General features: G+C 67.9%; 11 protein-coding genes. 10 read left to right on the forward strand and 1 reads right to left on the reverse strand.

Annotation, left to right across the window (positions count from 1 at the left end; all coding sequences use genetic code 11):
- Positions 1–69: 69 nt before the first annotated feature.
- Complete coding sequence (icmF, locus tag ACFK0J_RS07050; RefSeq protein ID WP_378737643.1) at positions 70–3288, reverse strand: fused isobutyryl-CoA mutase/GTPase IcmF; 3219 nt, start codon at positions 3286–3288, stop codon at positions 70–72.
- A 232-nt stretch (positions 3289–3520) separates the two neighbouring features.
- On the opposite strand from icmF, the gene ACFK0J_RS07055 reads away from it, so the two are divergent.
- From ACFK0J_RS07055 to ACFK0J_RS07100, 10 genes are all read left to right on the forward strand, one after another.
- Positions 3521–4519 (forward strand): hypothetical protein, encoded by a 999-nt coding sequence (locus tag ACFK0J_RS07055; protein ID WP_378737645.1) that lies wholly within the window; start codon positions 3521–3523, stop codon positions 4517–4519.
- Positions 4516–5577: a hypothetical protein gene (locus ACFK0J_RS07060; protein WP_378737647.1), complete on the forward strand. Its 1062-nt coding sequence runs from the start codon at positions 4516–4518 to the stop codon at positions 5575–5577. The genes ACFK0J_RS07055 and ACFK0J_RS07060 overlap by 4 nt, the downstream gene beginning before the upstream one ends.
- 38 nt (positions 5578–5615) lie before the next feature.
- Positions 5616–6431 (forward strand): hypothetical protein, encoded by an 816-nt coding sequence (locus ACFK0J_RS07065; RefSeq protein WP_378737648.1) that lies wholly within the window; start codon positions 5616–5618, stop codon positions 6429–6431.
- 22 nt (positions 6432–6453) lie between these two features.
- The gene (locus ACFK0J_RS07070; RefSeq protein ID WP_378737649.1) at positions 6454–7401 is read left to right on the forward strand and encodes a hypothetical protein; all 948 of its coding nucleotides are present in this window, start codon (positions 6454–6456) and stop codon (positions 7399–7401) included.
- Positions 7402–7559: 158 nt separating this feature from the next.
- Positions 7560–8504, forward strand: a complete 945-nt coding sequence (locus ACFK0J_RS07075; protein ID WP_378737650.1) for a DUF2157 domain-containing protein — start codon at positions 7560–7562, stop codon at positions 8502–8504.
- A gap of 116 nt (positions 8505–8620) precedes the next feature.
- Positions 8621–10153, forward strand: a complete 1533-nt coding sequence (locus tag ACFK0J_RS07080) for a CoA-acylating methylmalonate-semialdehyde dehydrogenase (RefSeq protein WP_378737651.1) — start codon at positions 8621–8623, stop codon at positions 10151–10153.
- 4 nt (positions 10154–10157) lie between these two features.
- The gene (locus tag ACFK0J_RS07085) at positions 10158–11297 is read left to right on the forward strand and encodes an acyl-CoA dehydrogenase family protein (RefSeq protein ID WP_378737652.1); all 1140 of its coding nucleotides are present in this window, start codon (positions 10158–10160) and stop codon (positions 11295–11297) included.
- Complete coding sequence (locus ACFK0J_RS07090) at positions 11294–12352, forward strand: enoyl-CoA hydratase/isomerase family protein (protein WP_378737653.1); 1059 nt, start codon at positions 11294–11296, stop codon at positions 12350–12352. Before ACFK0J_RS07085 ends, ACFK0J_RS07090 begins: the two co-directional genes overlap by 4 nt.
- Positions 12345–13238 carry a 3-hydroxyisobutyrate dehydrogenase gene (gene mmsB / locus ACFK0J_RS07095; protein ID WP_378737655.1) on the forward strand — a complete coding sequence of 298 codons (894 nt, stop codon included), beginning with the start codon at positions 12345–12347 and terminating at the stop codon, positions 13236–13238. Before ACFK0J_RS07090 ends, mmsB begins: the two co-directional genes overlap by 8 nt.
- A gap of 3 nt (positions 13239–13241) precedes the next feature.
- Positions 13242–14051 carry an enoyl-CoA hydratase gene (locus ACFK0J_RS07100; protein ID WP_378737657.1) on the forward strand — a complete coding sequence of 270 codons (810 nt, stop codon included), beginning with the start codon at positions 13242–13244 and terminating at the stop codon, positions 14049–14051.
- The last annotated feature ends 24 nt before the right edge of the window (positions 14052–14075 follow it).

Below are 14075 nucleotides of genomic sequence, written 5' to 3' on the forward strand. Positions count from 1 at the left end.
TGACCCGGCGATTGTCACACGGTGGTGGTAAGCCCGGCCCGGGTTCAGCGGGATCCGAGCCGAGCGGTGTCAGACGTTTCGGCGGTATTGGCCGCCGACGGTGAAGAAGGTGTCGGTGACCTGCTGCAGGGTGCAGACGCGGGCGGCGTCCATCAGTACCTCGAAGATGTTGTCGTCGGTGCGGGCGACGGCCTCGAGGCGGGCGAGGGCGGCATGCGCGGCATCGCGGTGCCGGTGCTGGAATTCGCGGACCCGACGCAGCTGGGACTGCTTCTCCGCCTCGGTGCCGCGGGCCAATTCGATGTCGTGGTGCGGCTCGCCGTGCGGGTTGCGGAAGGTGTTGACACCGATGATGGGCAACGAGCCATCGTGTTTGCGGTGCTCGTAGCGCATCGACTCGTCCTGGATCTTGCCGCGCTGGTATCCGGTTTCCATCGCGCCGAGTACGCCGCCGCGTTCGCTGATCCGGTCGAATTCGACCAGCACGGCCTCCTCCACCAGATCGGTGAGTTCGTCGATGAGAAAGCTGCCCTGCAAGGGGTTTTCGTTCATCGCCACGCCCCACTCGCGGTTGATGATGAGCTGGATGGCCAGCGCACGGCGCACCGAATCCTCGGTGGGAGTGGTCACCGCCTCGTCATAGGCGTTGGTGTGCAGGCTGTTGCAGTTGTCGTAGATGGCGATGAGCGCCTGCAGCGTCGTGCGAATGTCGTTGAAGCTCATTTCCTGCGCGTGCAGCGACCGGCCCGAGGTCTGGATGTGGTACTTCAGCTTCTGCGAACGATCGTTGGCGCCGTAGCGATCGCGCATCGCGATGGCCCAGATCCGCCGGGCGACCCGCCCGATCACCGAGTACTCCGGATCCATGCCGTTGGAGAAGAAGAACGACAGGTTCGGCGCGAAATCGTCGATCTTCATGCCGCGCGCGAGATAGGCCTCGACATAGGTGAATCCATTGGCGAGGGTGAAGGCGAGCTGGCTGATCGGGTTCGCTCCGGCCTCGGCGATGTGGTATCCGGAGATCGAGACCGAGTAGAAGTTTCGAACGCCGTTGCGCACGAACCATTCCTGGATGTCGGCCATCATCCGCAGGCTGAATTCGGTGGAGAAGATGCAGGTGTTCTGGCCCTGATCCTCCTTGAGGATGTCGGCCTGCACCGTGCCGCGCACCGTCGCCAGGGTTTTCGCCCGGATCTCGGCGGCCTCGTCCGCAGTCGGCTCCCGACCCTCGGTAGTCGAGAACCGTTCCAGCGCTTGGTCTATCGCGGTATTCAGGAAGTAGGCCAGGATGGTCGGCGCCGGTCCGTTGATGGTCATCGACACCGAGGTCGTCGGTGCGGTCAGGTCGAAGCCGTCGTAGAGCACCTTCATATCGTCGAGCGAGGCGATCGACACACCCGAGGTGCCGACCTTGCCGTAGATGTCGGGTCGTTCGGCGGGATCGTGGCCGTAGAGCGTCACCGAGTCGAAGGCGGTGGACAGCCGTTTCGCCTCGGAATGTTCGCTGAGCACCTTGAAGCGCCGGTTGGTGCGGAACGGGTCACCCTCGCCGGCGAACATCCTGGCCGGGTCCTCGTTGTCCCGCTTGAACGGGAAAACGCCCGCAGTGTACGGGAAGCGACCCGGCAAGTTCTCCGCACGCAGGAACCGCAGCAGCTCACCGTGATCGGTGAAGCGGGGCAGCGCGACGCGCGGGATCGAATTGCCGGACAGCGACTCCCGGCGCAGCGGCGTGCGGATTTCGCGGTCGCGTACCCGTACCACCTGCTCGTCGCCCCGGTAGGACTCGGCGAGTGCGGGCCACTCGGCGAGCAATGCGGCATTCTCGGTGGTCAGCTCCGCGCGGGCCGCGTCGGCCAGCTCGGCGACGGCGCGATCGTCGGGCAGTTCCGCCGCCACCTGTTCGATGCGCTGCACCCGTTGTGCCGCAACGATTTGCGCGGCCGTCTGCGCGTGATAGTCGCGCACGGTCTCGGCGATCTCGGCCAGGTAGCGCACCCGGGCAGGCGGAATTATCTGCGCGAACCGGGTGGACACCCGGGTGTCCACCCTGGGCAGCGCACCCTGCTCCAATCGCAACCCGTGGTCGGCCAGTAGTCCGGCCAGGTGCTGGTACAGCGCGGTGACGCCGTCGTCGTTGAATGTCGCCGCGCTGGTGCCGAATACCGGCATGTCCTCCGGCGCGGCGGTGAAGTCCTCACGATTGCGGATCAACTGGCGCGACACATCCCGCAGCGCGTCGGCGGCACCGCGGCGCTCGAACTTGTTGATCGCCACCACATCCGCGTAATCCAGCATGTCGATCTTCTCCAGCTGGGAGGCGGCGCCGAATTCCGGTGTCATCACATACATGGACACGTCGACGTAGTCGGTGACCGCCGCGTCGCCCTGGCCGATACCCGGGGTTTCCAGGATCACCAGGTCGTAACCCGCTGCCTTGCAGGCGGTAACGATCAGCTCGATATTGTTCGGCAGTTCCCGCCCACCCCTGGTGGCCAGCGAACGGAAGAAGATGTGGTCGCCGTCGAGGGCGTTCATCCGGATGCGGTCGCCCAGCAGCGCGCCGCCGCCGCGTCGCCTGGTCGGATCGACCGCGAGGATCGCCACGCGCAGCTTGTCCTGCTGGTCCGACCGCAGTCTGCGCACCAATTCGTCGGTGAGTGAGGACTTTCCGGAGCCGCCCGTGCCGGTGATGCCGAGTACCGGAACGGTGCGCGCGGCCGCCGCCTGCGTCAATGCCTGCCGGTCGGTGTCGGGCAGCGCGTCCTGCTGGATGCAGGTGATCGCGCGGGCCAACGCGGCGCGTTCGCCGGACAGCACCGCGTCCAGGATCGGCGGTTCGGTGGAAAGGTCGATGTCGCAGGCGCGAATGAGCTGATTGATCATTCCCGGCAGGCCGAGTCGCTGGCCGTCTTCGGGGGAGAAGATGGTCACGCCGGATTCGGCGAGTCGCGCGATTTCCTCGGCCACGATGACGCCGCCGCCACCGCCGAATATCCGAACGTGTTCCGCCCCGGCCTTTTTCAGCGCGTCGGCGAGGTATTCGAAGTACTCGACATGCCCGCCCTGATAGGAGCTGACCGCCACCCCCTGCGCGTCCTCGGTGAGCACCGCGTCGACCACTTCGCTGACCGCGCGATTGTGTCCGAGGTGGATCACTTCCGCGCCTTGCGCCTGCAGGATGCGGCGCATGATGTTGATCGCCGCGTCGTGCCCGTCGAACAGGGCCGCGGAGGTCACGAAACGAACGGGGTTGGTCGGCGTATGAAGTGCGCTGCTGTCGGCCACGGGTTCCTCCCGGCAATCCAGTTGGCGCCCGATACTAGGACGTCAAACTAATCCTACGGTGATGCCGATCACAGCGCCAGCGAGAACACGCCCGGTCGATTCGGCGGAGTCGGCGGTGCGGATTCCGCTCATGGTGAATGCAAAGGGCGACAACGGTCCGGACTCGGGTTCCGATGGGACGCGATGCCCTAAAACCGAAATCTATTTGCGCAAATCCACCAAAGGACACTCCATGGGACGGAACTCTTATCGGCTCACCGCCGCGGTAGCCGCCCTCGCCCTCGGCACGCTCGCGGCACCCTTCGCGCATGCCGAACCCGCGCCACTGAACGGGCTGTTCGCGCTGGCCCCCGGTGTCTGCTCGGGCGGCGCGGTGACGGGCAGTTTCTTCCGGATGATCCTGCCGACGGGTGACGCGGGCGGTCCCTACTTGGCGAACAGCGACTCGGGTTGCAGCGACCAGACGGTGACGACGCTGTCCGCGGGCAGCGACGGCGGTCTGGTCAGCGGCAGCTACCAAGCACAGCCCGCCGCGGCCTTCGACGGCGCGGGCAATGCCCAGTCGGGCCGGGTCACCAGGCCGGTCCGCTTCTACGGCGTCGACTTCGCCACCGCGACCAACCCCACCGATCCGCAGACCGGCGGCGGCACCGGGGTGCCGCGGCTGTTCTCCGACGGCGGGCAGCTCTCCGGCGATCTGAGCAGCCTCGGGGTCACCTGGAACAACCAGGTGTTCAACCAGGGCGCACCGAAACCGGGTGGCGGGCTGCCCGGCAAGACCAGTCCGGTGCACGGCACCATCGACGGCGCGGGCAATTTCGTGATCGAGTGGACGAGTCAGATCGTCGGCGGGCCGTTCAACAATTTCACCGGGTTGTGGCATCTGGCCGGGCAATACCGGGGCGGCAGTGTTCCGCAGGCCGCACCGGCGGCCGCACCGATCGCACCAGCGCCCGGCGCGCCCGCCCCGCCCGCTCCCGGCGCTCCGGCCGCACCGGCTCCGCCCGCCGCGCCTGCTCCGGCGGCCGTGCCTGCTCCGGCGGCCGTGCCGGTGGCACCGGGTCAGGCACCGGCCGCGCGCACCGATCCGGTGCTGGCGGCCAAGACGATCGAGGTCCCGCGCGGACGGCACATCCCGGTCTGGGTGGTGCCGACGCTGTTCGTCGTGGCGGTCGCCGCGGCCGGAGTGTTCTTCAACGCGGACCGGATCGTCCGTCGGCAACGGCAGTGACCACCGTGTCGGGGCTGCCCATCTATTCGGAGTTCGTCTCGAATCCGGAACCCGCGCCCCCACGGCCCGCGAAGCGGTGGCCGTTCGTGCTGATCATCGTGCTCGGCGCGCTCTTGGCCCTCGTTCCCATCGTCACCGGCATGTTCCCGCGAGCGGCCAAGGGGGAGGCCATGATCGACGCGTTCGGGCCGTATATGACACGGGCGAGTATCGACGGCTACCGCCACGACCTCCAGGTGCTCGACGACGCCAGAACGAACGTGGTCACGCTGCGGCAACGTGACCAGCAGCCGGGGAGCTACGACCGGGTCGACCAGTTCGTCCGCGACTACCCGGAGATCCACTACCACATGTCCGGGATGATCGGCGCGATCGATGACAATCGGAACAATTACGAAAAGCTGGCCGGGGTAGTGCCTTTCGGCACGCTACCGTGGTTGTTCGCGCTGCCCGGTGTGGTCCTCGTCGGTGCGGGTGTGCTGGGATTTCGGCGTGCGCAGGCCGGTAAGCAGGCCTTGGCCTGGCGTTCGTTCGCCGCGTTCGCCGCGCTCGGCTTGATCGCCGTGCCGCTGTTCGGTGGGCTGTTCCCCGCTTCGCCCGCGGCCCAACCGCTGATCAATGACCTGCGCCCGATCCTTACCCACGACGAGGTCCGAAAATTGCAGGGCTACTTCGTCACGCTCGTCGCGGCCGACGGCGAACTCAACAGCCGCTACACCGCCGCCGTCCGCGCCGCTCACCCGGATGCCGACCTCACCGGCATCACCACCCTCGAAACCCATTGGCAGCCGATGACTTCCCGGTTCGCCGCGCTCATCGGCGCGATGAACGACAACGTCCGCAACTTCGATGCCGTTGTCGCGCTCAACGACTCGACCCGTCCCTTGGGCTTCGGGGCGTTTCGCGGTTTGGGCTTCTGCTATCTGGTTCCGGGCATCTTCGCGCTCGCCGCCACGGTGGAGGGTCTTCGGCTGCCGAGCCGATCGAGGGGCAACGGCGGCACGGCCGTGGCCGACGCGACGAGCGAGCCGACTCCGACTGGCGGTGAGCGGAAATGAGCACCGTCGATACCGAACGAAACAGGAGGCGATCCGGCATGAGCGCACGGCAATTGATCGCGGTGACCATGCTTGCCGCACTGGCGCTGGTGGTGTCCGGATGTTCGAGTGGTGATGACGCTTCCTCGTCGAACGGTCCCGAGCCGCTGGTCGGCTTGCTCCGGTTGACACCGGGTTCGGTGTCCGGGGACAGCGTCGCCGGTACCTGGTTCCGGATGGTTCAGCCAGGTGGCACGCCGGAGAAGGGCCCCTACATGCCCAACGGTGATTCGCCCGCGCAGGGCGGCTCGACCACTCTGCTCGAGCCGGGCACTGCGGGCGGCCTGCGTACCGGCGGATATCAGAGCGAACCGAAGCCCGGTTTCGCACAAGGGAATTCGTTATCGGCGTCGATCACCAAGCCGACCAAGTTCTTCGCGGTCGAATTCGGCATCTCCACCAATCCGGTGGACCCGCAGACCCAACGCAGGGTGCCGCCGCCGACGGTGACCAACGATGGCGGCAAGTTGACCGCGGACGTGTCGTCCTGGGCGGCCTCGTGGAACGACCAGGAGTTCAACCAGGGCGCCCCGAAGCCGCCGGAGAAGCAGGACGCCCAGGTGGCGGGCGCCGAGCAGGTGCAGAAGGTGTGGGACTGGGTCGCCAAGCAGTGGTTCGACAAGCCGACATCCGATGCCGCCCAAGGCCCTTCGGGCACCGGCAGTTACGACTCGAAAACTCGCAAGTTCACCCTCCAGTGGACCAGCCTCATCGTCGGCGGGCCGTTCAACGGCTTCACCGGCGTCTGGCACCTGGAGGGCGTATTCGAACCAGCCGCCGCCGCGCCGAATTCGCCTGCGCCGTCGGTCAAATAGACATCAGAAGGAGTACGGTCCGATGAGTTCTCGCACGACGACCCGGCCGGCGCTGGCCAGCGCCATTCGCGCGGTGGCCGCGCTGACGGTCATCGGCAGCGCCGTCGCGGCTACCGCGCTGACGGTCCGCCAAGACGACGACGTCACCACCGTGGTGGTCACCCAGGAGCAGACGGCCGCCGCGCGGCCCGCAGCGCCGCAGGCGCCCGCCGATACACCGGGCGCTCCGGCTCCGGCAGCGCAGGGTCCGAACGCCCCCGCTCCGAACGCCCCGGCTCCGGGCGGGCCCGCGCCTGCTGCCTCGGTACCGCTGGGCTCGGGCGGTACACCCGCCGCCGTCGCCATCAACCCAGGTGCGGGCACACCCGCCGCGCCGTCGGCACCTGGTGCCGGTGCGCCGAACAGTTCCGTACCGCTGGGCGCGGGCGCGCCGAACAGCTCCGTCCCGCTCGGCGGCTCGGGTGCCGCCGACCCGTTCGCGGCCGCGCCGGTCGGCACACAGCCCGCGTGCCCCCTCGGCTGGCCCGCCCCGAAGCAGCAGGGCGGGCTCGCCTCCCTGATCGGGCTCGCTCCGCTGGCCGGTCCGTTCTCCTCGGAAGCATTCGCGCTCGGCTCGGTCTACCAGCCGATCCTGCAGCTGGCGGGCCCGGTCCTGGCGGAGGCCGCCCCGGTGATCGCGCACTACCAGCCCGCGATCGATCCGTTCATCACCCAGGTGCAGGGCGTGGAAGCCGTTGTCCTGCAAGCGATCCTGCCCTACTACGGGCCCTACCGGGACCAGCTCATCGCCGCCGAGGGCGAGCTCGCCAAGGTGCTGGCCCCCATCCTCACCCGCGCCTACAACAGCGAAATCGCCGCCTGCTTCGTCGCCTGGCAAGGTCAGATCATCGACCAGGCCAAGGGCGGCCACATCACCGTCGCCTCCCTCGCCCACCCCGGCACCGTCGTAGAACTCGGCCCCGAGTCCTGACCCCGCGCACCTCGTGGTGTCCCGCGCACGAATTCGTCGTACATTTCGGCCGCCGCGTGACGGAACGTGCGCGTGCGACGGTGCTGGTGCGCGACGGTGCTGGTCTGCGAGATCGGTGATCTCCGGTTGCGGCGCGGGTAGCCGGACATAATGGGCGCATGGCGACAGACCATCGGGTGGCTGTGCGAAAGCTGGTCGAGCAGGGCGTGCTGACCGAGGCGCAGTTCGAGGCGGTCATGGGGGCGCTGGCGGCGGACGAGCAGCGGCCGCGCGGGAAGATTGTCGCCGAGATCGCGGCGTATATCGGGGCCGGTCTGGTGTTCGGTGGGATCGCACTGGTGATCGGGTCGTCCTGGGACGGCCTTTCCCGCGCTGGACAGGTCGCGGTGCTGATCGCGGTGTCGATCGGGCTCGTCCTCGGTGCGCTCGCGCTGGTCGGCGGGCCGTCGCAGCTGTTCGGGCGGGCCGCGCCCGGCTCCCGGGTTCGGCTCGCGGCGGCCTTGCTCGCGCTCGCCACCGGGTCGATCGCCGGGACGGTGGGGACCGCGTTGGACAACGGTTCCACCGACGCGGGGAAGTGGGCGGTGCTCGCCGGTTCGGCGGCGGCCGTGCTCGGATATGCCGCCGTGCCGTCGGTGATCGGCATGCTCGTCTGCGGGGTTTTCAGCGCCGCGGTGATTCCGAGCGTGCTCGGTGATCGGACAGGCGTCGCCGAGGTGTGGATCGGACTCGGCATGCTCGTGGTCGGCGGAATATGGTTCGCGCTCAGCCGGATCGGCGCTTTTGTCGAGACCTGGCTGGGATATGCGATCGCGGTCGGCATCTCGCTGATCGGCGCGCTGGTCGTCGATGTCGATGACTGGTGGTGGGCGTTCCTGCTCAGCCTGCTCGTGGCCGCGGTCTGCTTCGCGCTGTTCGCTCAGCAGCGTTCGACGGTGCTCGTCGTCGGTGGCGGCCTCGCGGTCGCGCTCGCGACGGGTCAGGCGGTCACCGAGTGGACCGACAGCGTGCTGGCCGCCGCGGTCGCGGTGCTGGTGGTCGGCGCCGTGGTGCTCGGGATCGGCGCGTACCTACTCACCAAGGCGCCGAAACCGGCGGCCTGACGACTGTTTGCCGCCGGACGTGGGATGAATCACATCGGTTATATACATGGACGTCCAACTATAGGATGACCGCATACCGCTCTGCGGTGTCATGGTCGGCTAGAGACAGGACTGGCATGGTTCGCGAACTCACTCACTTCATCGGCGGGCAGCACGTCGCGGGTACCTCCGGCAACTTCGGTGACGTCTTCGACCCGAATCTCGGCCAGGTGCAGGCACGCGTGCCGCTGGCGAGCAAGGCCGAGGTCGCGGCGGTCGTCGCCGATGCCGAAGCGGCGCAGCAGGTGTGGGCCGCGTTCAACCCGCAGAAGCGGGCCCGGGTGCTGATGCGTTTCCTCGCGCTGGTGCAGGACGAGATGGATTCGCTCGCCGCGCTGCTCTCTTCGGAGCACGGCAAGACCATCGCCGACGCCAAGGGCGATATCCAGCGGGGTCTGGAAGTCATCGAGTTCGCCACCGGCATCCCGCACCTGCTCAAGGGTGAGTACACCGAGAGCGCGGGCACCGGCATCGACGTCTATTCGATGCGCCAGCCGCTCGGCGTCGTCGCGGGCATCACCCCGTTCAACTTCCCCGCCATGATCCCGCTGTGGCAGGCGGGCCCCGCGCTGGCCACCGGAAACGCGTTCGTGCTCAAGCCGTCCGAGCGCGACCCGTCGGTGCCGCTGCGGCTGGCCGAGCTGTTCCTCGAGGCCGGACTGCCGCCCGGTGTGTTCAACGTCGTCAACGGCGACAAGGTGGCCGTCGACGCGCTGCTGCACGACCCGAGGATCAAGGCCGTCGGCTTCGTCGGCTCCACCCCGATCGCCCAGTACATCTACGAGACCGCGACCGCGAACGGTAAGCGCGCCCAGTGCTTCGGCGGCGCCAAGAACCACGCGATCGTCATGCCGGACGCCGACCTCGACGATGTCGCCGACCAATTGATCGGCGCCGGTTACGGTTCCGCGGGCGAGCGCTGCATGGCCATCTCGGTGGCCGTGCCGGTCGGCGAGGAGACCGCGGACCGCCTGCTGGCCAAGCTCACCGAGCGGGTGCACAAGCTCAACATCGGCCGCTCCGACGATCCCGGCGCCGACTACGGCCCGCTGGTCGGCCAGGACGGCGTGGACCGGGTGAACAACTACATCCAGATCGGCATCGATGAGGGAGCCGAGCTGGTGGTGGACGGTCGGGGCGTGACCGTCGCCGGCGCCGAGGACGGGTACTTCGTCGGCGCGACGCTGTTCGACAAGGTCACCCCGGAAATGCGGATCTACCGGGAGGAGATCTTCGGCCCCGTGCTGGCCGTGGTCCGGGCCAAGGACTACGAGGAAGGCCTGCGCCTGGCCAACGAGCACGAATACGGCAACGGCGTAGCGATTTTCACCCGCGACGGCGACACCGCCCGGGACTTCGCCGCCCGCGTGCAGGTCGGCATGGTCGGCATCAATGTGCCGATCCCGGTCCCGATCGCGTACTACACGTTCGGTGGGTGGAAGCGTTCCGGCTTCGGCGACCTCAATCAGCACGGCCCGGACTCGATCCGCTTCTACACCAAGACCAAGACCGTCACGCAGCGCTGGCCCTCCGGTCTCAAAGAGCTCGGGCCGATAGGTCGTTCCGCGGGCTCCACTCCCAACGCGTTCGTCATCCCGACGATGGACTGATCGCATGTTCACCCTCGACGAAGACGAGAAGGCGATCCGCGACACCGCACGCGGTTTCGCAAACGAGTTCCTCGCGCCGAACGCGCTGGAATGGGATGAGCAGAAGCACTTTCCGGTCGACGTGCTGCGCAAGGCGGGGCCGCTGGGCCTCGGCGGCATCTACGTCCAGGAGGACGTCGGCGGATCGGGCCTGCGCAGGCTCGATGCCGTGCGCATCTTCGAGCAGCTCGCCACCGGTTGCCCGGCCATCGCGGCTTACATCTCCATCCACAACATGGCCAGCTGGATGATCGACAGTTACGGCAACGACGCGCAGCGCCAGCACTGGCTGCCGCGGCTGACCTCGATGGAGCTGCTGGCGAGCTACGCGCTGACCGAACCAGGCGTCGGCTCGGACGCGGCGGCGCTGAGCACCAAGGCCGTTCGGGACGGCGACGCCTACATCTTCAACGGCGCAAAGCAATTCATCTCCGGCGCGGGCGCCACCGACGTGTACGTGGTCATGGCGCGGACAGCCGACGCGGGCGCACGCGGCGTTTCGGCGTTCATCGTGCCCGCCGATACTCCGGGAGTCTCGTTCGGCGCCAACGAAAGAAAGATGGGCTGGCACGCACAGCCCACCCGTCAGGTGCTCTTCGACGACGCCAGGGTGCCCGCGGCGAACCTCCTCGGCGCCGAGGGCGACGGCTTCCGCATCGCGATGAACGGCCTCAACGGCGGGCGGTTGAATATCGCCGCCTGCTCGGTCGGCGGTGCGCAGGCGGCGCTGGACAAGACCGTGCCGTATCTGGCCGAGCGCCGCGCGTTCGGCAAGCCGTTGCTGGACAACGACGCACTGCGGTTCGACCTCGCCGATATGCGTACCGAATTGGAGGCCGCCCGCACCCTGCTGTGGCGGGCCGCGGCGGCGCTCGATGCCGACGCGCCGGACAAGGTCGAATTGTGTGCCATGGCCAAATTGTTCGCGACCGACGCCGGCTTCGACGTCGCCAACAAGGCGCTTCAACTGCACGGCGGCTACGGCTACCTGGCCGAATACGGCCTGGAGAAGATCGTCCGGGATCTGCGGGTGCACCAGATCCTCGAAGGCACCAACGAAATCATGCGGGTGGTTGTCTCCCGCGCGGTGGCAGGAGCGGCATGACCGAACCGGAAGTTCTCCTCGAGAAGCAGGATGGGCTCGGGCTCATCACGTTGAACCGGCCCAAGGCCATCAACGCGCTCAATCACTCGATGGCCCTTGCCATCAGCGATGCGCTGCGGGCGTGGGCGGTGGATCACGAGGTGCGCACCGTCGTCGTCACCGGGGCCGGTGAGCGCGGGTTGTGCGCGGGCGGTGACATCGTCGCCATTCACACCGACGCCAAGAGCGGTGCGGCGGGGGCAGATTCGCCCACCGGCCGCTTCTGGCGCGACGAGTACGTGCTCAACGCACTGATCGGCCGCTACCCGAAGCCCTACGTGGTGGTGATGGACGGCATCGTGATGGGCGGCGGGGTCGGCCTGTCCGGCCACGGCAGCCACCGGATCGTCACCGAACGATCCAAGATCGGTATGCCCGAGGTCGGCATCGGCTTCATCCCGGATGTCGGTGGTACCTACCTACTTTCGCGCACGCCCGGTGAGATCGGCACGCACGTCGCGCTGACCACCGCCCGGATGGGTGCGGGTGATGCCATCGCGGCCGGCTTCGCCGACTACTACGTCGCCTCCGAACACCTTCCGGCACTGCTGGACACGCTGCGCACCGAGCCCGCGGAGATCGCGATCGCCAAGTTCGCCACCGCCGCACCGGAATCCGGCTTAGTCGCCCAGCGGGACTGGATCGACGCCTGCTACTGCGCCGACAGCGTCGAGGAGATCGTCGCCCGGTTGCAGGCGCACGATTCGCCGGAAGCCGCCAAGGCGGCCGCCGATATTCTCTCGAAATCGCCTGTCGCGTTGAAGGTCACGCTACGGTCGTTGCGCTCGGCGCGGACCGCGCCGAGCCTGGAGGCGGTGCTGAACGAGGAGTACCGGGTCTCCGTCGCGGCGCTGTCCTCGTCCGATCTGGTGGAGGGCATCCGCGCGCAGGTGATCGACAAGGACCGCAACCCGCGGTGGTCGCCGGCGAGTCTCGCCGACGTCAGCACCGCGCAGGTCGACGCATACTTCGCCGAATTGGACGATCAGGAACTGGGTTTGGTGAGCAATGACTGAGAAGATCGGATTCCTCGGCCTCGGCCACATGGGCGCGCCGATGGCGGCGAACCTGGTCAGGGCCGGATATGAAGTGCTGGCCTACGATCCGGTGCCCGCCGCGCAGGAGCAGGCCATCCGGGACGGCGCCACCGTGGTGAGCACGGCCGTCGAAGCGGCGGACGCCGGTGTCGTCATCACCATGCTGCCCAACGGGAAACTGGTTCTCGACGTCTACGCCGAACTGCTACCCGCCGCCAAGCCGGGCACCCTGTTCATCGACTGTTCCACCATCGACGTCGCCGACGCCAAGTCGGCCGCCGTCCTCGCCATCGGCGCGGGCCACCGTGCCCTGGACGCGCCCGTCTCGGGCGGCGTCGCCGGTGCGGCGGCGGGCACCCTCACCTTCATGGTCGGTGGTGGCGCCGAAGACTTCGCCGCGGCCCTGCCGCTGCTCGAGGTGATGGGTGGCAAGGTCGTGCACTGCGGCGGCTCCGGCGTCGGGCAGGCCGCCAAGATCTGCAACAACATGCTCCTCGGCGTCTCCATGATCGCGCTGTCCGAAGCCCTGGTCCTCGGCGAGAAACTCGGCCTGAGCCACCAGTCCTTCTTCGACGTCGTCTCCACCGCCTCCGGCCAGAGCTGGGCGCTGACCAGCTACTGTCCCGTCCCCGGCCCGGTCCCCACCAGCCCCGCCAACTACGACTACCGGCCCGGTTTCGCCACCGCGCTGATGAACAAGGACCTCGGCCTCGCCGCAAACGCGTTGCGCGAGAACGGTATCGACGGCCAGGTCGGCCTGCTCGCCGCGGAGATCTACAACCGGTTCAACCAGACGTCCGGCGGACGGGACTTCTCCGCTATCGTCGAGGAAATCCGTAACCGTTCCGACCGAGAAGGTGCCTAAAAGATGGACGCATCGCGTAGCGATTCTGTGGGGGACGGGCCCGAGTTCGAGACGATTCTGCTGGAGCGCAAGGGCCGGGTCGGCTGGATCACGCTGAACCGCCCGAAGGCGCTCAACGCGCTCAACGCGCAGGTCCTCGACGACGTGATCGCCGCGTTGGACGAGCTGGAGCGCGATGACGAGATCGGAGCGGTGGTCATCACCGGGTCGGACCGGGCCTTCGCGGCCGGTGCCGACATCAAGGAGATGCAGCCGAAGTCGTACATGGACATGTTCCTGAACGACTACTTCGCGCGCTGGGACCGGCTCGCCCAGTTCCGCAAGCCGACCATTGCCGCGGTCGCCGGGTACGCCCTCGGCGGCGGCTGTGAGCTGGCCATGATCTGCGACATCCTGATCGCGGCGGACACGGCGAAGTTCGGCCAGCCGGAGATCAAGCTCGGCGTCATTCCCGGCATCGGTGGCTCGCAGCGGCTCACCCGCGCGGTCGGCAAGGCCAAGGCGATGGATCTGGTGCTCACCGGTCGCAATATGGACGCCGAGGAGGCCGAGCGCGCGGGGCTGGTTTCGCGCATCGTGCCCGCCGCTGAACTGCTCGACACCGCGCTCGAGGTGGCCGAGACGATCGCGTCGATGTCGTTGCCGGTCACCATGATTGCGAAGGAGGCGGTCAACCGTTCCTTCGAGACCACGCTCGCCGAGGGGCTGCGCTTCGAACGCCGGGTGTTCCACTCGCTGTTCGCCATCGATGATCAGAAGGAAGGCATGACCGCCTTCGTGGAGAAGCGTCCGGCGAAGTTCACCAACCGCTGATCGGTGCTCCGCCCGTCCGGGTTG

It is taken from the genome of Nocardia brasiliensis, from assembly GCF_042691675.1.
GTDB classification, from domain to species: Bacteria; Actinomycetota; Actinomycetes; order Mycobacteriales; family Mycobacteriaceae; genus Nocardia; species Nocardia brasiliensis_D.